Annotated in this window: 19 protein-coding genes, 1 pseudogene and 1 riboswitch; of the genes and pseudogenes, 18 read left to right on the forward strand and 2 right to left on the reverse strand. The window is 36.9% G+C overall.

Translation table 11 applies throughout. The features are described from left to right. Nucleotides 1-38 precede the first annotated feature (38 nt). From AC1FXZ_RS01045 to AC1FXZ_RS01080, 8 genes and pseudogenes are all read left to right on the forward strand, one after another. On the forward strand, nucleotides 39-464 hold the full coding sequence (locus AC1FXZ_RS01045) for a MarR family winged helix-turn-helix transcriptional regulator (protein WP_480050145.1): 426 nt from the start codon (nucleotides 39-41) through the stop codon (nucleotides 462-464). A 22-nt stretch (nucleotides 465-486) separates the two neighbouring features. Further along, a complete protein-coding gene (locus AC1FXZ_RS01050; RefSeq protein WP_480050147.1) occupies nucleotides 487-1,881 on the forward strand; it encodes an MATE family efflux transporter in 1,395 nt (464 codons plus the stop codon). A gap of 123 nt (nucleotides 1,882-2,004) precedes the next feature. Further along, nucleotides 2,005-3,102: pseudogene (locus AC1FXZ_RS01055) on the forward strand (DEAD/DEAH box helicase); the annotation flags it as partial. A 101-nt stretch (nucleotides 3,103-3,203) separates the two neighbouring features. Then, nucleotides 3,204-3,304: riboswitch (purine riboswitch) on the forward strand. Between the two features lie 56 nt (nucleotides 3,305-3,360). Beyond that, nucleotides 3,361-4,698 carry a 5'-deoxyadenosine deaminase gene (locus tag AC1FXZ_RS01060; protein WP_480050149.1) on the forward strand — a complete coding sequence of 446 codons (1,338 nt, stop codon included), beginning with the start codon at nucleotides 3,361-3,363 and terminating at the stop codon, nucleotides 4,696-4,698. Between the two features lie 214 nt (nucleotides 4,699-4,912). Beyond that, complete coding sequence (locus tag AC1FXZ_RS01065) at nucleotides 4,913-5,149, forward strand: hypothetical protein (protein WP_480050151.1); 237 nt, start codon at nucleotides 4,913-4,915, stop codon at nucleotides 5,147-5,149. A gap of 8 nt (nucleotides 5,150-5,157) precedes the next feature. Further along, nucleotides 5,158-6,282 carry a GerAB/ArcD/ProY family transporter gene (locus AC1FXZ_RS01070; RefSeq protein ID WP_480050153.1) on the forward strand — a complete coding sequence of 375 codons (1,125 nt, stop codon included), beginning with the start codon at nucleotides 5,158-5,160 and terminating at the stop codon, nucleotides 6,280-6,282. Further along, nucleotides 6,279-7,883, forward strand: coding sequence for a spore germination protein (locus AC1FXZ_RS01075; RefSeq protein ID WP_480050155.1), 1,605 nt, complete (start codon nucleotides 6,279-6,281; stop codon nucleotides 7,881-7,883). The genes AC1FXZ_RS01070 and AC1FXZ_RS01075 overlap by 4 nt, the downstream gene beginning before the upstream one ends. Beyond that, nucleotides 7,880-9,070, forward strand: a complete 1,191-nt coding sequence (locus AC1FXZ_RS01080; protein WP_480050157.1) for a Ger(x)C family spore germination protein — start codon at nucleotides 7,880-7,882, stop codon at nucleotides 9,068-9,070. The genes AC1FXZ_RS01075 and AC1FXZ_RS01080 overlap by 4 nt, the downstream gene beginning before the upstream one ends. A gap of 52 nt (nucleotides 9,071-9,122) precedes the next feature. Here the strand turns inward: AC1FXZ_RS01080 and AC1FXZ_RS01085 are convergent, their stop codons facing one another. Then, nucleotides 9,123-9,842 carry a 3-ketoacyl-ACP reductase gene (locus AC1FXZ_RS01085; protein WP_480050159.1) on the reverse strand — a complete coding sequence of 240 codons (720 nt, stop codon included), beginning with the start codon at nucleotides 9,840-9,842 and terminating at the stop codon, nucleotides 9,123-9,125. A gap of 281 nt (nucleotides 9,843-10,123) precedes the next feature. On the opposite strand from AC1FXZ_RS01085, the gene AC1FXZ_RS01090 reads away from it, so the two are divergent. From AC1FXZ_RS01090 to AC1FXZ_RS01135, 10 genes are all read left to right on the forward strand, one after another. Further along, nucleotides 10,124-10,621, forward strand: a complete 498-nt coding sequence (locus AC1FXZ_RS01090; protein WP_480050161.1) for a hypothetical protein — start codon at nucleotides 10,124-10,126, stop codon at nucleotides 10,619-10,621. Nucleotides 10,622-10,745: 124 nt separating this feature from the next. Then, nucleotides 10,746-11,819: a branched-chain amino acid aminotransferase gene (locus tag AC1FXZ_RS01095; protein WP_480050163.1), complete on the forward strand. Its 1,074-nt coding sequence runs from the start codon at nucleotides 10,746-10,748 to the stop codon at nucleotides 11,817-11,819. Nucleotides 11,820-11,897: 78 nt separating this feature from the next. Further along, on the forward strand, nucleotides 11,898-12,152 hold the full coding sequence (locus AC1FXZ_RS01100; RefSeq protein ID WP_480050165.1) for a sporulation protein: 255 nt from the start codon (nucleotides 11,898-11,900) through the stop codon (nucleotides 12,150-12,152). Nucleotides 12,153-12,278: 126 nt separating this feature from the next. Beyond that, the gene (locus AC1FXZ_RS01105; protein ID WP_480050166.1) at nucleotides 12,279-12,680 is read left to right on the forward strand and encodes a CBS domain-containing protein; all 402 of its coding nucleotides are present in this window, start codon (nucleotides 12,279-12,281) and stop codon (nucleotides 12,678-12,680) included. Nucleotides 12,681-12,756: 76 nt separating this feature from the next. Continuing rightward, on the forward strand, nucleotides 12,757-13,014 hold the full coding sequence (locus AC1FXZ_RS01110; RefSeq protein WP_480050168.1) for a YciI family protein: 258 nt from the start codon (nucleotides 12,757-12,759) through the stop codon (nucleotides 13,012-13,014). A 204-nt stretch (nucleotides 13,015-13,218) separates the two neighbouring features. Beyond that, complete coding sequence (locus AC1FXZ_RS01115; RefSeq protein ID WP_480050170.1) at nucleotides 13,219-15,168, forward strand: ATP-dependent DNA helicase; 1,950 nt, start codon at nucleotides 13,219-13,221, stop codon at nucleotides 15,166-15,168. A 73-nt stretch (nucleotides 15,169-15,241) separates the two neighbouring features. Then, entirely contained in the window at nucleotides 15,242-16,030 is a 789-nt protein-coding gene (locus tag AC1FXZ_RS01120; RefSeq protein ID WP_480050172.1) for an HAD family hydrolase, read from the forward strand. Between the two features lie 257 nt (nucleotides 16,031-16,287). Next, nucleotides 16,288-16,764 carry a MarR family winged helix-turn-helix transcriptional regulator gene (locus AC1FXZ_RS01125; RefSeq protein ID WP_480050174.1) on the forward strand — a complete coding sequence of 159 codons (477 nt, stop codon included), beginning with the start codon at nucleotides 16,288-16,290 and terminating at the stop codon, nucleotides 16,762-16,764. Nucleotides 16,765-16,769: 5 nt separating this feature from the next. Next, a complete protein-coding gene (locus AC1FXZ_RS01130) occupies nucleotides 16,770-17,750 on the forward strand; it encodes a ring-cleaving dioxygenase (protein ID WP_480050176.1) in 981 nt (326 codons plus the stop codon). A gap of 6 nt (nucleotides 17,751-17,756) precedes the next feature. After that, nucleotides 17,757-18,365 carry an alpha/beta hydrolase gene (locus AC1FXZ_RS01135; RefSeq protein ID WP_480050178.1) on the forward strand — a complete coding sequence of 203 codons (609 nt, stop codon included), beginning with the start codon at nucleotides 17,757-17,759 and terminating at the stop codon, nucleotides 18,363-18,365. A gap of 57 nt (nucleotides 18,366-18,422) precedes the next feature. On the opposite strand, the gene AC1FXZ_RS01140 is transcribed toward AC1FXZ_RS01135, so the two are convergent. Continuing rightward, nucleotides 18,423-18,686, reverse strand: a complete 264-nt coding sequence (locus tag AC1FXZ_RS01140) for a hypothetical protein (protein WP_480050180.1) — start codon at nucleotides 18,684-18,686, stop codon at nucleotides 18,423-18,425. Nucleotides 18,687-18,826: the final 140 nt, after the last annotated feature.

An 18,826-nucleotide genomic window follows, 5' to 3' on the forward strand; every position in this document is an offset into this window, starting at 1 on the left:
TGTATATTACTTTAGTGGAATAGTTAGGGGGCTAAGTAATGAGAAGGAATCTAGAGGAGCACATTGGGTATCAAATTGGAGTAGTAGCCCACTTCATGCAAAATCAATTAAACAAGAAATTAGCTGAATATGGAGTCACAAGTGCCCAGTTTAAAGTACTATATTTATTATGTGAATACGATGAAATGCTACAGTTAGACCTTCAAAAACGCTTGTACATTAAGGCATCGACGATGAATGGTATAGTTGAATCGATGTTGAAGAATGGCTTAATTATAAAAAAAGAGAGCGATCTTGATAGGCGTTCAAAAGTAATCCATTTAACGGATAAAGGCAAAGAGATTGAAGAAGCCCTTTGGAGAGAAACGAGCAAAATGGATGCAAAGTTAGTAGCGAATTTTTCTGAGGATGAGAAACTATTCTTCGTCACTTGTTTAAAAAAAATCGAAAAGTACTACAGATAAATGGAAAGTTGGGTCATATTATATGAATCAAAAAATGCAAAGCGAGAGACTCGGTACCGAACCGATTCCGAAGCTTTTGAAAAGTTTATCCATCCCTGCAATGATAGGGATGTTTGTTATGGCTTTATACAATGTTGTTGATACAATTTTTATCTCTTATGCAGTGGGAATTGACGCAGTTGCAGGAGTGACCATAGCATTTCCCATTATGATGATTATGATGGCTGTTTCAGCTGCTATGGGAATTGGTGGGGCATCCGTTATCTCAAGAAGACTTGGCGAGCGAAGAGAAAAAGACGCTAATCAAGTTTTTGGTAATATATTAACTGTTATTATGGTTATCAGTGTGTTATCAATGGTTGCCGGCTTCACAATACTCGAACCCATTCTTATTTTGTTCGGGGCAACACCACAGATTTTAGGATATTCCTTCGATTATATGTTCCCCATCATGTTAGGAACGTTTTTCTTTTCTTTTGCATTTGCAACAAACAATATCATTCGATCTGAAGGTAATGCTAAGTTTGCCATGATGACGATGATTATTCCGGCAGTGTTAAACATCATTCTTGATCCCATTTTTATATTTGGTTTAAACATGGGTGTTCAAGGTGCTGCGATTGCGACTGTTATTTCTCAAGCTTCTGTAACGATTGTTATCTTACATTACTTTTTAACAGGAAAAAGTTCATTAGAGCTTCGCTTTGCTGATTTAAAACTAAAATTTGCGATTGTTAAAGAAGTGTTTGCTGTTGGGTTGCCAGCATTTGTCCAACAAGCTGCTGGTAGCATCATGATGATTGCGATTAATTCGATGCTGATTCGCTTTGGCGGTGATCTTCATGTAGGGGTCTTTGGGATCATTCAACGAATCATTATGTTCACTCTCATGCCTATGATGGGTGTGATGCAAGGAATGCAGCCGATTGTTGGTTATAACTATGGTGCCGGGAATTTTGATCGATTGCGTGAAACTGTCATTCTTGGATTAAAAGTAACCATTATGATTTCTGTTTTCGTATTTATTCTTGTCATGTCGGTACCACAATGGTTTATGATGATTTTCACGTCTGATCCAGAGGTTATTTCTGCTGGTGTTGACTATTTACGTATTATGTTTGCTGCGGTTTTCTTAATTGGAGTGCAAGTTATTGGAGGTGGGTTGTATCAAGCTTTAGGAAAAACGAGGCAGGCTTTAATTTTATCACTATCAAGACAATTAATTTTCTTAATCCCACTTGTATTAATTTTGCCCCACTTTATTGGGGTGTATGGAGTTTGGTTGGCTTTTCCGATTTCTGATCTAGCAGCTTGTCTTCTCGCAAGTGCTCTGATGTATCGTGATCGAGCCATCTTATTTGGAAAAAATAAAAGAACAGATAGTGACGATTCTATTCCTGTGTCTTCAGGAACGTAAGCATGAAAAAAGAGGTTTGCTCGAATCTTATCTTTCATTTTGTTAGGATGAAAAAAGATGCAAGAGTAAACCTCTTATTTTTACGAAGGTTTCTTCATATTAGGTGGAAGGTAGGTTGTACATATGAAAGGGTTTCAATCATTTGGTTTTAGTGAAAAAGTAGTATCAATTGTAAAAGAGTTCGGATTTGAGAAGCCAACCCCTATTCAAGAAAGGGCAATTCCTATTGTGACATCAGGTCGTGATTTAATTGCAAAAGCTCAAACAGGCACAGGTAAAACATTTGCTTTCCTCCTGCCGATGATTGACAGAGTTGATCAAACAAAAGGACTTCAATCATTAATTGTTGCTCCCACGAGAGAACTTGCCTTGCAAATTACGACAGAAGCAAAAAAGGTAACGGCTCACCTTCCGGATGTTCATGTCCTTGCCGTATATGGAGGGCAGGACGTAGAGCAGCAGTTGCATAAGTTAAAAGGAGAGATTCATATCATTGTAGCAACCCCAGGGAGGTTGCTTGATCATGTTCGTCGAGAGACAGTTGATCTAAGTACGGTATCATTACTCATTTTAGATGAAGCCGATCAAATGCTACATATGGGATTTTTAGAAGAGGTTAAAAAAGTGATTGAACAAACACCCACCACTAGACAAACCTTGTTATTTTCAGCAACGATGCCAGACGATATTGGTACGTTAGCAAAACAATACATGCGACTTCCTGAAATACTCGAAATTAAGAATAGAGAGATGACCGTTGAAAATATTACCCAAATTGTAATAGAAACAACCGATCGTAAAAAACAAGAGGCACTAAGAGCAGTGATGAAAAAGGAGCAACCATTTTTAGCGATTATTTTCTGTCGTACGAAACGCCGTGCGAGTAAATTAACAGAACAATTACGGTCGAAGGGGTATCTCGTAGATGAACTTCACGGAGACCTCTCGCAAGCAAAACGAGAAAATGTGATGCAATTATTCAGAGAATGCCGAATTCAATATTTAGTGGCAACGGATGTTGCTGCACGAGGGCTCGATGTTGAAGGGGTTACTCACGTATTTAATTATGATATTCCTCATGATGTTGAAAGCTATATTCACCGTATTGGCCGTACTGGTCGTGCTGGGGATACTGGGCATGCTTTTACATTTGTCGCATCAAAGGATCGTAACTATTTAGAGATGATTGAAAAGGGGATTGGAAAGATGTTGAAGAGACAATAGTGGTAGCGAGAGAGTCTTTAGCATAATTATTACTGGTAGATTATCTTCCGTTAGAATAGAATGTAACTAATTTTTTATTTATAGTATAAATATACTACATTTTTTGATTAGTCTTTTTTCGTATAACCTCGCGTAATATGGACCGGGGGTATCTACATGGAACCGTAAATTCCTAACTACGAAAAAATGTGCGTATGATTGCATATTTTTTCGTGGTTTTTTTTGCGTATAACATTCTGCTAGAGGTGATGTCGGGTGAATCGTCTTTTAATCAAACATGCTGAAATTGTTACAATGAATGAAACTAAGGATATTTTTGTTGGGGACATATACACTGAGGATGATCGGATTAAGGAAATAGGGATCAACCTGAACCCACCACGAATTGATAAAATGATTGATGCTACAAATAAGACTGTGATTCCGGGCTTTGTTCAGACACATATACATTTGTGTCAAACCGTTTTTCGTGGCAGAGCGGATGATTTAGAGCTACTAGATTGGTTAAAAGAGAGGGTTTGGCCACTTGAGGCTGCACATGATGAGGAGTCACTTTACTACTCAGCATTACTTGGAATTGGAGAACTCATTCAAAGTGGTACGACTTCGATTGTAGATATGGAAACGGTTCATCATACTGATTATGCCTTTCAAGCGATTGCATCAAGTGGGATTCGTGCGTTATCAGGAAAGGTAATGATGGATAAAGGGGAAGAGGTACCAAAAGCTCTACAAGAGAATACGAATCAATCGATACAACAAAGTGTTGATTTACTTGAGAAATGGCATAACTATGCCAATGGTCGAATAAAATATGCGTTTTCTCCTAGGTTTGTTGTGTCTTGTAGTAAAACACTTTTGAAAGAAGTAGCACAACTATCATCTGCCTATGGGGTAAATGTACATACTCATGCATCAGAAAATCGGGGTGAAATTGACATTGTCGAGCAAGAAACGGGTATGCGAAACATAGAATATTTAGATCATTTAGGATTAGCGAACGATCGCTTAATTTTAGCTCATTGTGTTTGGCTAAATGAACGTGAAAAAAAGATCATTAAGGAAAAAGGAATTCATGTTAGCCATTGTCCTGGTTCAAATTTAAAATTAGCTTCAGGAATTGCTGAGATTCCAAGCTTACTAGATGATAATATTTCTGTCAGTCTAGGAGCTGATGGCGCCCCTTGTAACAATAATCTAGATATGTTTAATGAAATGCGTCTAGCAGCACTAATCCAAAAGCCAATCCACGGACCAACAGCTATGAATGCGAGAACCGTCTTTGAAATGGCAACAATCGGTGGAGCAAAGGCAATTGGGCTAGAAGATGAAATAGGAAGTATTGAGGTCGGGAAAAAGGCAGACCTTGTCCTATTAGATTTACACGACTTCCATACGTATCCATCGTTTGATGTTGATCCGATTTCTCGTATCGTTTATTCAGCGACGAGAGCAGATGTCATGACGACAATTATTAATGGTATGATTGTGATGGAAAACCGTTTAATGAAAACGATGGACAAAAAGACTGTATTATTAGAAGCTAATAAGGCAATTAAACGAATGACAAGCAGGATGGCAACGATTGTATAACCTATTGATTGAGAATAGGGTGTCCAATTTGAGAGAGAAATTGTGTTAAGATGAAAAAGCAGCCAAGATAAATAAATCAAAGAAAGAGTAGGCAAATCGTTCATTAGATCGATTTGCCTACTCTTTTTTAGGGGTCAGACCCCTTTACATAATTTATCATCTTATGGAAAGGCTAGAAAATAGAGTCAACTTTTAGATAAGTTGAGGTGATTTGGTGGTAACTTTTATTTTTTTACTGCTTTTAACGTTAATGTTGCTGCTGATGGCAATGTTTGATTCGATTATTTACGATAGATCGTATCTTCAGAGCATTATGTTAATATACCCATTTGAACTTGGAACAAGACGGACGATTGTAACAGCTTTCGCTTTTACTGGTCTTCTTTTTGCTGTATATACCGATTACAAAGCAAGAAAAGAAAAGAAGCCACAACAGGCAACAAATAGGTGAGGCTAACTATGGATACTAATGGGAACGACAAAATTTCATTGTGGCAATTATTTATCTTGATAATGATTTTTACAATTGGTACGACAGTTGTAGTAGGTGCAGGTGACGAAGCGCGACAAGACCTTTGGATTGCCGAGCTTATTGCTATGACATTTGGGATCATTCTCGTATGGAGTTATTACAAGCTTATTTCAATTGCTGCTCAGAAGCACCTTTATGAAATGTTGTATTTTGCCTTCGGAAAAGTGATTGGTCCAATGTTATGCATCTTTTATTCTCTTTATTTTTTTTATATTGCCTCGCGTAATATCCGTGATTTTGGCGAGTTAATGAAAGTGACAATTTTACCAATCACACCAATTGAAGTGATCGTCATCGTGATGATGATTCCGGTTCTGTATACGGTTTATCAAGGGCTTGAAGTGTTGGCGCGTGTAACAGAAATCATTTCACCTTATATTTTAGGAATGCTAATTCTTGTTGGTGTTCTGCTTTTTATTAGTGGAGAGTTAGAATTTCTACACCTTTTACCAATTTTAGGTGATGGATTCGGTCCCGTTTTTGATGCTGTATTTCCGACGCTGCTTACATTTCCTTATGGAGAAGTTATTGTGTTTACAGTCATCATGACCAATATAAGCAAGTTTTCGTATGTAGGAAAAGTTAGTGTAGTTGCAATTTTACTTAGTGGCCTTTTGATTGCATACTCCAACATCATACAAGTAACAACATTAGGAGTAGATTTGAAAGTTCGCACACTTTACCCTTTAATGACTGCTGCAAGGGAAATCATGCTTTTGGATTTCGTTGAGCGGGTTGATATTTTAGTTATTTTTATCGTTATGACAGGGGTCTATATAAAAGTTAGCGTGTTCTTTTATGCAGGGTTGAAGGGACTCGAATATATCTTCTCTATTTCATATCGTAAGTTTATTTTTCCGATTTCTACATTAATCCCATTTATGGCCATATTAAATTCAGTAAATGTAGTGGAGCATTTTGATGAAGGCTTAGACATTGTTCCGTATGTTCTTCATCTCCCATTACAATTAGGATTACCTCTTATTTTATTTATTGTTATTTGGTTACGTAAGAAAAGGAGTAATTCAGTTTCAGGAGGGGTGGCATCATGAAAAAGGTATTTAAGCAAATCATCTCTTCAATGAAGGTAGAGGACTCCAATAATAAAACGACAAGGCCTGAAGACTTAATCGATGAGCAAAAAGGGAAAACGAAAATATCTCCATCGATTAAAAAGAATGAGGAAGCATTCAACAAAATTTTTGAAGGGGACTTTGATTTCTATATAGAAAAGGTATTTGTTGGGAATCGCGAAGGACTGATTCTTTATTTAATTAGTATGGTCGACCTATCAAATGTATCTGAAACGGTACGGCCTGCGCTTGCAAATGCCTATACGAAAAAAGTAGATCTTTCAACTCCTAAAGATTTAAAAGAGTTTCAGAAACAATATATTGCAAGTAGTGATATTGCGAATATTCAATATAATCATGAAATCATATGGTACATCTTATCAGGCTATACAGTTATTCTTGTTGATGGGCTAGATCAAGGGGTTGCAATTAGTACAGTTACGACTGAATCAAGAGGAATTGCTAGGTCAGAAACCCAAACGATTATCCGTGGACCACAAGACAGCTTTACCGAGATTGTAGGGACAAATATTAGTCTAATTCGTAGACGAATTAAAAACCCGTACTTAAAAGTTGAAAATTTTACTGTTGGAAAAGACACACAAACGACAGTCTGTGTTACGTACTTAGAGAATGTAGTGAATCAAGAAATTGTAGATGAGGTAAAGAAAAGAGTCAAAGCAATAGAAAGCAGCGCGATTTTTGATTCCGGCAATATTGAAGAGTTCATTTCTGATAAAGTCATTACGCCATTTCCGATGCTCTATCATTCGGACCGGCCGGATATGGTATCTGCTAATATTGTTGAAGGAAAAGTAGCAATTCTTGTCGATGGAAGTCCGTTTGTACTATTGGCTCCAGTTGTCTTTACTGATTTCTTCCAAGTGAGTGAAGATTATTATCAGGGATTTATGATGGCTTCAATGATTCGCCTTATTCGTTATTTAGCTTTTCTGCTCGCATTGCTTTTACCGTCAATTTATATTGGCTTAACAACATTCCATCATCAGTTAATCCCTACTGGATTGATTGTCTCCCTTCAAGCACAACGGGAAGGTATTCCCTTTCCAGCCGTCGTTGAATTGCTCCTAATGGAGGTAACATTTGAAATTCTACGTGAAGCTGGTGTTCGAATGCCTAGAGTCGTTGGACAGACGGTTTCGATTGTTGGTGCACTTGTGATCGGACAAGCTGCTGTAGAAGCGGGAATTGTTTCCAATTTCCTTGTAGTTGTTGTCGCTTTAACGGCAATGGCTGGATTTGTTTCACCTCTTTATTCATTTGCGAATGCGACTCGTCTACTACGCTTCGCTTTAATCTTAATGACAGCTGCACTAGGCTTATTTGGTACATTAATTGGGTTCCTTCTGATTATTAGCCATCTCGCTAATTTACGATCTTATGGCGTTCCTTATCTTGCACCAATGGGTCCGTTCATTTTTGAAGATCAAAAAGATGTACTTGTGCGATTACCTATCCAATTGATGAAAAGAAGGCCGAATTACTTACAACCTAAGGCAGATGTGAAAGATGAGAACCTTCCACCCATACCTTCTAAAAAGAAGGAGGAGAATATATGAGGTTTAAAGCAATTTTGATTAGTCTGTCTTTATTAATCATCGCAACAGGATGCTGGGATCGAAAAGAACTAGACGACGTTACTATGATATCAGGAATTGCTCTAGAAAAAAGTGAAGATGATGAGGCCTTTAGCTTAACGGTAGAAGCAGTTAATTCAAGCGAACAAAACCAACAAATGTCTGAAGGCTTAACCCCAGTTGTTACGTATGAACTAAAAGGGCTAACAATGGCTGAGTTACTAACAAAGATGAATATGGGGTTAACAAGGGAACTCAACTTCTCTCATACTCGTACGTTGATTATAGATGAGCAAGTAGCTGAAAAAGGTATCTCGAAATTCTTACAATTTCTTGAAAAGAGTGGGCAGTTTCGAAATGATTTTCAAATTGTTATTACAAGGGGAGCAAAAGCGAGTGATGTTTTGAAAATATCGTATCCAATTCCGAAGATTCCTTCATTGAAAATATATACCCAATTTCAAACACTTTATGAAAATTGGGGAGGATTCCCAGAATCTTCTTTACCGGATTTTGTTTACGGAATCACATCACCTGGCAGGCACCCGGTAGCTGCTGCTGTTACGATTAGAGGGCCAAATGATGCGATGACAGATATGAGTGATGCTACAGAGTTAGAATTAGATGCAATTGTCCAATATGACGGGATGGCACTTTTTAATAAAGACCAATTAGTCGGCTTTTTATCTGTTGAAGAAACGAGAAATTTTATGTGGACGCAAGATCTAAGTCAAACGACAGCGACTGCTCCATGTGGAGAAGAAGGCTATTTCGCTTTGCAAATATACAATTCACATACAAAAGTTGACACAAATTTCGAAAATGGAGTCCCAGAAATGACGGTTCGAATTATAGTAGAAGGAGATATTCACGACAACCAATGTCCAGATGGACTCGATGAAATCGAAACATATAAAAAGTATCAGAGTATTATGGGTGAACATCTTGAAGAAAAATTGACGAAAACAATAACGAAGGTGCAAGAGGAATTTGGTGTCGATGTGTTTGGTTTTGGAGAACATTTAAGCAAGCAACATTACAAACAATTTAAGGAGCACATTGATGACTGGGATGACCATTTTAAAGATGCTACTATCACAGTGGATGCGACTGTCTATATAAGAAGAGATGGGATGCGAACGAAAAGCTTTATCGAACAGGTAAATTGATAATTAAAGGCTGTCTTAAGTAACCTACTTTGAGACAGCCTTAATAAGTCTTTTATGGGTTTGTAGACCAAAGGCCAGCTGATTTAACAAAGATTCGTGGGTGTAATTTAAGTTGTGCAACAATATACTCAGCCAAATCTTCTGGTTGCATCACTTTCTCAGGATTACCATCAGTTAAATTTTCTCTAAAGGCTAGTTCTGTCGCAACTGTGCTAGGTGTTAAGGCTGTAACACGAATGTTTTGTTTTCTTACTTCAAGAGCGAGAGATTCTGTTAATCCGAGTAAGCCGAATTTTGAAGCACTGTAAGCACTAGTTACCGGTGCACCTTTTTGTCCAGCAGTTGAAGAAATGTTAATAATATCTCCACTGTTTTTCTCAATTAACTGTGGAAGGACTGTGCGAGTCACATAGTAAACTCCCATAAGGTTGATATCAATCATTTGCTTCCATTCTTCAGGTTCTAGTTCTAAAAACGAACCGAACTTTCCAGTACCAGCATTATTAATTAGGATATCTGCAGGTCCTAATTCTTTCGTTAAATGCTCAACTGCCTGCTCCACTTCTGATAACGAGGATACATCTGCAGTTGCAAAAGAAGCTATTCCTCCGATTGCCTCTATTTCATTAGCAACAGCTGTTAAGTCAGCCTCGGTTCTAGCTAATAGACCGACTTTCACACCTTCCTTGGCTAATTCAATTGCTGTTGATCGGCCGATACCTTTGCCAGCTCCTGTGACAAAAGCCACTTTTCCATTAAGTGATTGTGCCATAACTAATCCCCTTTCGGTATGTAGAATAGAATTGTATTTTACATTTTTCGTAAATTAGAGTCAAAAATTCAGCTTCTTAACAATTTACGACAGCTTTTTTAATAGAAAGGCTTTATACTAGTTGACTATAGTGGGTTACTGACTAGCATTCATAAAAAATGTTGAATAACGCACAAAAGAATAACGAATTTTGGTACTATAGTAAAGGGAGAAAATCTGTCATCTTGCATTCTCAATTTACTAATACATCTTAAGATATTAATAAGTAAGGGGTTTTTGATTTGTTAAAACGTGCAAATGAAATGAAAAATGAAGAGTTAAAAAAGGCAATTGAAAAAAGTGGTGTAAAATATCAGGAGTTTGCTGCGATCAGCTTAGAGAAAATGAATGTGAAATCTAAGAAGAAACGTATTCGTCAAAAGGCATTAAAAAGAGCATTATCACAAAAGGAGGTAGCAAAAGAAATTTTATTGATGGTTCAAGGTGAGACGGTGGAAGAGAAACAAGATCAAAAAGAAGTACAGGAAACTGAAAAATTGCAACCTGCTTTGTCGGTTAAAGGACTGCCAGTAACATTTCTTTTGAAACTCGGAAAAAAATATTTTAAGGACGAAGACTCAGTGAGGTTCTACTATAATGTTGATAAAGAGGAATTCTATAAAAACAAAAAGCTATTAGAGCGTGTAATAGAAGAAGGTTCAACGACTCTACCAGTAAAAGAATCAACAGCTTTACAACAAGATGTACAAGCCGAGCTGGACAAAAGATCAAAAAAGTAATAAGCGAAGCGAGAGTTAAAATTGAAAACTCTCGCTTATTTTTGAACTCCTTGTATTCAGGGCAGGAACTATTTAAAATAATTACATAGTATTTACCAAATTCTTCAACAGAGGTGTTTACAAAATGACTGAGCTAACGTTGAGCTTGCTAGACAGCAATAAACGAAAGGAAAAACCAAATGCAGATAAAATTGCATTTGGCAAACATTTTACTGATCATATGTTTGTCATCGATTACGCAGTTGATAAAGGTTGGTATGAGCCAAGAATTGTCCCATATGAACCGATTATGTTAGATCCTGCTGCGATGATTTTTCATTATGGCCAAACGGTATTTGAAGGATTAAAAGCTTATCGCACAGAAGATGATCGAATTCTTTTATTTCGTCCAGATAAAAACTTCGAAAGGCTAAATTTTTCAAGTGACCGATTGAGTATACCGGAAATAAGTGAGGAGCTCGCACTAACTTATTTGAAAAAATTGCTTGAAATTGAGAAAGAGTGGGTACCGACAAAGGAAGGCAACTCTTTATACATACGACCATTTATTATTGCAACAGAACCAAACTTAAGCCTAGCCCCATCGAAAACATATCAATTTATTATCATTTTATCTCCCGTCGGTTCTTACTATAAAGAGGGAATTCAGCCGGTTCGTATTCATGTGGAAGAAGAATACACAAGAGCAGTCCGTGGAGGAACAGGAAAAGCGAAAACTGCCGGTAATTATGCAGCTGCTTATAAGGCGCAGGAGAAAGCGACAAATGAGGGGTTCTCACAAGTCCTTTGGCTTGATGGCATAGAAAAGAAATACATTGAAGAGGTTGGGAGCATGAATGTCTTCTTTAAAATTAATGGTGAAGTCGTTACACCAGAATTGAATGGAAGTATTCTTGAAGGAATAACACGTATGTCAATTATTGAGTTATTAAAAGATTGGGGAATTCCAGTTATAGAACGAAAAATTTCACTTGAGGAACTGTATGATGCCTATGATAAAGGTCAGTTAGAAGAAGCTTTTGGCACAGGGACAGCAGCTGTTATTTCGCCTATTGGTGAATTGAACTGGGGCAAAAGAAATATGAATATTAATAATGGTGAAATCGGAGAATTATCAAAGAGCTTGTATGATACTTTAACGGGCATTCAAACAGGTAAGGTTCAAGATTCTTATAACTGGACAGTTGAGGTAAAATAAAAAAGACTGTGAATGATTTTCAATTTATTCCACATCCTATTCATGATAACGATTCAGTTTCGGAAAGGATGACATAATTTGGACTCGAATTTAGGTTATTTACGTGAGTCATTATCAAATCATATTGACAACCATCAAATTTGCCAAAGAATTTATCAAAAGTTAGAAGAAAATCAGTACAAAGATGAAGATGAATTTGTTAGAGATCTAGAGGAAAATGAAGCAACGATTCTTAATTTAATTTTGCAGTATGAGTTGGACTACGCTAGAGGTGAGCAAGATGAAGAGCGTGTTGAACAATTAAATGGAGTATACGAAAAATTGCTGATTTAAGCGACGCCTTAGCGCGTTGCTTATCTTATAGAGTCGTCATTTTACTATAGAATTTCTCACTTTTGGTAAATCGATAAGATATGAAGTATAATAGAATTGATTCTTTTGTGAAAGGGAAGGACGTCTATGAATATCTCTTTTTTCTTAGTGCCAAAAGCTGAAGTTGCGTACTTAGATTTAGATTCAACAATGAGACAAGCGTTAGAAAAAATGGAATATCACAAGTACTCGGCTGTTCCTATCATTGATCATCAAGGGAAATATGTTGGTACGTTAACAGAGGGTGATTTGCTTTGGCAAATCAAAGATACGCCTTCATTTTCAATAGAGGTTGCTGAACAAATCCAATTACAGGATATTAAAAGAAGGTTCAAAAATAAACCGGTTCGAATTGAGTCCAAAATAACAGACTTGTTAACGCTTGCTATTTCTCAAAACTTTATCCCTGTTGTTGATGATCATGGTATTTTTATCGGGATTATTCGCAGAAGAGAAATCATTGAGTATTATGCGAACTCCATTGAATAAGGGGATACCTTTGAACAAATTCTTTGAAACTAGTAAAGAGTATTGAATAAATTAGGATTCTTAAAGGAGAGATTTTATGTCTTATTTTGCTGCATTGCTTTACATGAACAAACCTGAATTAAATGCTACATATCGCCCACAACATCTTGAACATCTTGCAAAGCTTGAAGAAGAAGGGAAAATTTTTGCTAAAGGACCTTTCATCGATGGAGAAGGTGGACTAGTTATTTATCAAGCCGATTCTTTTGAGGAAGCTAAAAAGTTAGCTGAAGCTGATCCATATGTTGTAAATGGGGTAAGAAGTTTGAAGTTGCATGAATGGGGAAAAAATTAACCCTATTTAGAACAGGTTGTCTCAAATGATGAGGAGATTCCTCCTATTTTTTGAGACAACTTTTTTATTTTCATAACTTAGGAAAAAGCCACTTTTTTGCGAATGAGCAATTTTGGATAAAACACACAAACTTTTTTTGACAAAAGAACCTTTTTCTAAGATAATTATCTATTGACTTTTTACTTTGATACGGAGGCATTATACTTGAAAACAAATCATCCACTACCTTTTTCTTATGACAGAAGCCAATCTTTTTTTGACCAATTAAATGAATGGATTGGGGACGTCTTTTATGACATATTACCAGAAGCTGGTTTAGAACTTCGTGACGAGCAGATTTATATGGCGTTTCAGCTTGAAAAAGCATTTATCGATAAAAACATTATGTTTGCAGAAGCAGGAGTTGGTACAGGGAAAACTATTGTCTATTTGCTGTATGCAATTTGTTATGCAAGATACACGGGAAAACCAGCGATCATAGCTTGTGCTGATGAATCGCTGATAGAACAATTGGTTAAAAAGGGTGGAGATATTGATAAATTGGCAAATATTCTTGGACTGGCAATTGATGCTAGATTGGCGAAATCAAAAGATCAGTATCTATGTTTACAAAAGCTTGATGATGTACGTTCTACAGACAAGTATGATGACATATATGATCAAATCTATGTTGATTTGCCAACATTTGTTCATACTAGCGACACGCTGCAATCGTTTCACCATTACGGCGATCGCAAAGATTATTCTCATTTAAATAATGAAGAGTGGGATCAAATTGGATGGGATTCATTTCAGGATTGTTTCGTCTGTGATAAAAGACATCGCTGTGGTCAAACATTATCGCGCGAACATTACCGAAAGTCAACAGACCTTATTATTTGCTCACATGATTTTTACATGGAGCATGTTTGGACATACGATTCGAGAATACGTGAAGGGCAGCTTCCCCTTTTACCGGAAGCAAGTACGGTTATTTTTGATGAAGGACATTTGCTTGAGGTAGCCGCGCAAAAAGCTCTTACGTATAAGTTACGTCATGATGTAGTTGAGGAATTATTAACTCGCTTACTAGAAAATGATGTTCGAGAAGAATTTGCTGTTTTGGTTGACGAGCTGATATCGCAAAGCCTACATTTTTCCTTTATATTGCGTGATCATTCGAGAAATGTAGAAGGCTCAACACGAAAAGAAGTTGAAATCACTTCTGGTTTGCTTAAAGAAGCGAAGCGACTCATTCACTTAATTGCAAAACTGGAAGATGAGATGGTATTTGAAAGTGAAATGTATACGATTGACGCTTATCAATTAAAGATTGTTGAAGAGCATCTTGATATGATTCATCATGCTTTGGGTGTTTTTGTTGGTGTAGATAATGTTGTTTCTTGGGTTGAAGAAGATAAACAAGGGCTTACCCTTGTAATTATGCCAAGGCTAGTAGAAGAAGTGCTAAAAGAGCAAGTGTTCTCTAAGAAACTGCCATTTATATTCACCTCAGCAACTTTATCTACAAACGATTCATTCGAATATTTAGCGACAAGTTTAGGGATAAAAAATTACAACGATTTTTCTGTAGAATCACCATTTGACTATAAAAAGCAAATGGAGTTGTATGCACCTGTTATTAATAATTATCGTGAAAAAATATCCTATGCTAAAAAATCACTTGAAGAAACGAACGGAAAAGCGTTGTTGCTTTTTACTAGCAAAGAAGAACTTCAACAGTTCAAACTTGCAACAATAAAAGATTCAGATTATGCGAAATGGAATATCCTTTTTGAAGGTGATCAGGAGATTAGCAGGTTAATTTCTATTTTTCAAGAGGACACAAATTCCATTCTTTGTGCGTATAGCCTTTGGGAAGGGTTAGATATCCCTGGTGAGTCACTGAAAAATGTCATCATTTGGTCACTACCATTTCCACCAAATGATCCAGTATTCGCTGCAAAACGTAAAGCAGCAAAGGATCCATATATGATGGTGGATCTACCGTATATGCTACTACGACTTCGACAAGGAATTGGTCGCTTAATTCGTACTCATGACGATCAAGGGATCGTTACAATTTTCAAAGAGGAATTATATCGAGATAACGATTTGGTAGGGCGATTGGAAGAAGTATTTCCAAAAGGTATTAATTTAAAGAAAATGCGATGATAGATACTATTTACTTATTAAAAAGAGAAAGGTAATCTAATAAGTGAATACAACAGTGGGGAGAGGATTCATCGTGATAAAAGCAATCTTTTTTGATCTTGATGATACATTACTTTGGGATCAACGTAGTGTTAAGAAGGCATTTGAAGCAACCTGTGAAGTGGCAAAAGAAAAATACAATGTTGATCCGGTTGCTTTAGAAGAGGCAGTTCGCGAAGAAGCACGCAAGTTATACTCAGGCTATGAAACATTTGAATTTACGAAAATGATAGGTATTAATCCATTTGAAGGTTTATGGGGAAATTTCTTAGATGACCATGATGAATTCCGAAAAATGAAAGATATCGTTCCAACGTACCGTAAAGATGCTTGGACAAGAGGGTTAAAAGCAGTTGGTATTGATGATTCTGATTTTGGGTTAGAATTAGCAGAGCGTTTTCCAGTTGAACGTCATAAGAGCCCGTTTGTATATGAGGAATCCTTTAAAGTACTTGATGAACTAAAAGGAAAGTACAAGCTATTGCTTCTGACAAATGGTTCTCCTGATTTGCAAAACACTAAACTGGAGATTACACCAGAGCTAGTGCCGTATTTTGACCAGATCATAATTTCCGGTGCATTTGGACGAGGTAAACCGGATCCGACAATATTTGAACATGCTCTAGAGAAGATGGAGCTTACAAAAGATGAAGCGATTATGGTTGGAGATAATTTAATGACTGATATCCTTGGTGCATCAAGAGTTGGGATGAAATCAGTTTGGATTAACCGCCACGATAAGGAACGGAATGAAGTTGTACCAGACTTTGAAATTAAGCATTTAGAAGAGTTGTATGAAATCATTGATACATTAAATAAATAAATTTGAACAAAGAAGGGATGAATTGCTCCCTTCTTTTTTATGCTTAAAGTTAAATCTAATTACCGTTGCAGAAGGATATAACTAAGATTGAACCCTTTACACGTCATCAGTTTAGGTATAAACTGATGACGTGTAAAGTTTTGAACTAGAGTAGAAGCTAAGTGTTAGAATGATCATAATTAAGGGACAACGCTTGGACTTTATTCGAAATAAGATGTTATCAAAGCTCAGTTCCATTAGGGAAAGGAGGACTGCTTTTGTCAGAGAAGAACCTTGGAACATCGAAAGATACCAGACTTGGATTGCTATTATGGTTTCGTATTGCCCGTTTTTATCATCAAAGTAATCGATTATCAACTCAACACTTAAAAAAATGGGGATTAACAATTGCTCAATTTGATTTACTTATTCAAGTTAAAACGCATCAACCTTTGTCTCAACAAGAATTAGCTGATAAGTTACTTGTGAGTAAAGGCAATATTACGCAAATGCTCAAAAAGATGGAAAAGGTAGGTTGGATCCAGAGGAAGCAAGAGTGGAGAACAAAGCTAATTAGCTTGTCAGACAAGGCCGAACAGCTCTTAGAAGAAGTAGTACCACAACAAGAATGGTTTCAAGCTGCCCAATTTTCTACTCTTAAAAAGGCCGAACAAAAACAATTGCTTAATTTGTTAAAAAAACTTGAAGTTGCTGAGCAAGATGAAACCGAACGCTTATGTGTAGAAAAGGAGTGACAAAGATGGACTTAAAGCCATTACTAGGGCAACATCATGTGTCAGCGATTACAGCGAACGCGAAGGAAAATTACCACTTTTATACAAAAGTACTTGGACTACGATTGGTGAAAAAAACGATAAATCAAGATGACACATCGGTATATCATCTATTTTATGCAGATGAAAGAGGAAACCCTGGAACTGATTTAACGTTCTTTGAAATCCCACATGCAGGTCAGACCTATTACGGAACCAATAGCATTTCATTAACGTCGTTACGAGTTGGTAGTGATGAAGCAATTTCATATTGGAAAAAACGCTTAGAGGAATATCAAATTGATCATGATGATATTACATTGAAGTATGGACGTAAAACCATTTCATTTCGTGACTTTGAGGGGCAACGTCTTGAACTTGTCTCGGATGAAACCAATAAAGGGATTGCCGGTGGGAAACCATGGGACAAGAGCCCAGTCCCTGTAGAATATGGAATTATCGGTCTTGGCCCTGTGAGATTAACCGTTCCGAAAGCAGAAATTACAGCAAGAATTTTGACTGATGTATTGGGCTATAAGGAAAAAGTATCTTATCAATCTTCTAGTGGGGACGACTCTTTCATTCGGGTTTTCGAAACGGGTGAAGGAGGAACGGGAGCGGAGATTTTCTTAGAAGAGCGTGCGGATCTTCCTAGAGAACGCCCAGGAAGAGGAAGTGTCCACCATGTTGCTTTTCGGGTAGAAACAGAAGAAGAGTTAAAAAAATGGGTTGCTTATTTAAAAGAACTTCGTCTACCTAATTCAGGTTTTGTTGAACGATATTATTTCCGTTCTCTTTATTTCCGTGAACCAAACGGTATTTTGTTTGAACTTGCTACAGACGGACCGGGGTTTGAAGGGGATGAATCATTTGAACACTTAGGTGAAACTCTCTCGTTACCACCGTACTTTGAATCGGACCGTGCTCAAATTGAAGCAAAATTAAAACCATTAGGTACAAAGGAGTAATGCTAGATGAAACATATATTTACTGAAGGAAAAAAGTCGGATGCACCAACATTATTATTGTTACATGGTACGGGGGGAAATGAGCATGACTTGCTTCCTTTAGCCGACATGATTGCTCCAGATTCAAACATTCTGAGTGTACGAGGAAACGTATTAGAAAATGGAATGCCGAGATTCTTTCGCAGACTTGCTGAAGGTGTATTTGATGAAGAAGATTTGATTTTTAGAACAAAAGAGTTGAATGATTTTGTGACAGATAGTGCAAAAAAATATGGGTTTGACCGTAAAAAAGTAATAGCGGTTGGCTATTCAAATGGAGCTAATATTGCAGCAAGTATGATGTATCATCATGAGGATGCATTATATGGAGCAATTTTATTCCATGCAATGGTTCCGCGACGTGGAGTAAAGCTTCCTAGCTTATTAGGAACATCGGTATTCATCGGTGCCGGAAAGCGTGACCCACTCATTCCATTACCAGAAACTAAGGAATTAGCGAAAGACCTAGAAAATGCCCAAGCAAATGTTACTGAATTTTGGGTGGAGGGTGGTCATCAACTCGTTCGAGAAGAGGTTGAAAAAGCAAAAGAGTGGTATGAGGATACTTATCAGTAAAATCTAAGAATGTCATAGTAAAGGAACGGATAAAGAACACCCCTATCCGTTCCTTTATTAAATTCCTTTTACCATAATTTCACGTACCTCATGTAATCGCTGTTGAGCTTCAATTAAACGTGTAAGTGTCGCTTCTTCATGCTTATTTATTAATAGCCTTTCTAGTTCCACTTCTAATTCAGCTAACTCCTTTTGTAAAAAAGAAAATTCAGTCGGGTCATTTTCACGTACCATTTTCACTTCCATTAATTCCGTTAATGCACGGTCTACAGTTGTTTGTATGCGGTAAATGCATTCTTCAATATTATCTTGCAAAGCCATAAAGTAACCCCTTTATCTTTTTTATTGTTAAGGTGTGTCATTATTCGTTGTTTATACGAGACAAAGGAAGGAAAAGAGGATACTGGCATAACTTTATGGAAGTATGTATATATCATTTTATAGGCAATAATAAGTTTTTG

The organism is Halalkalibacter sp. HAAS-P014, from assembly GCF_056619965.1.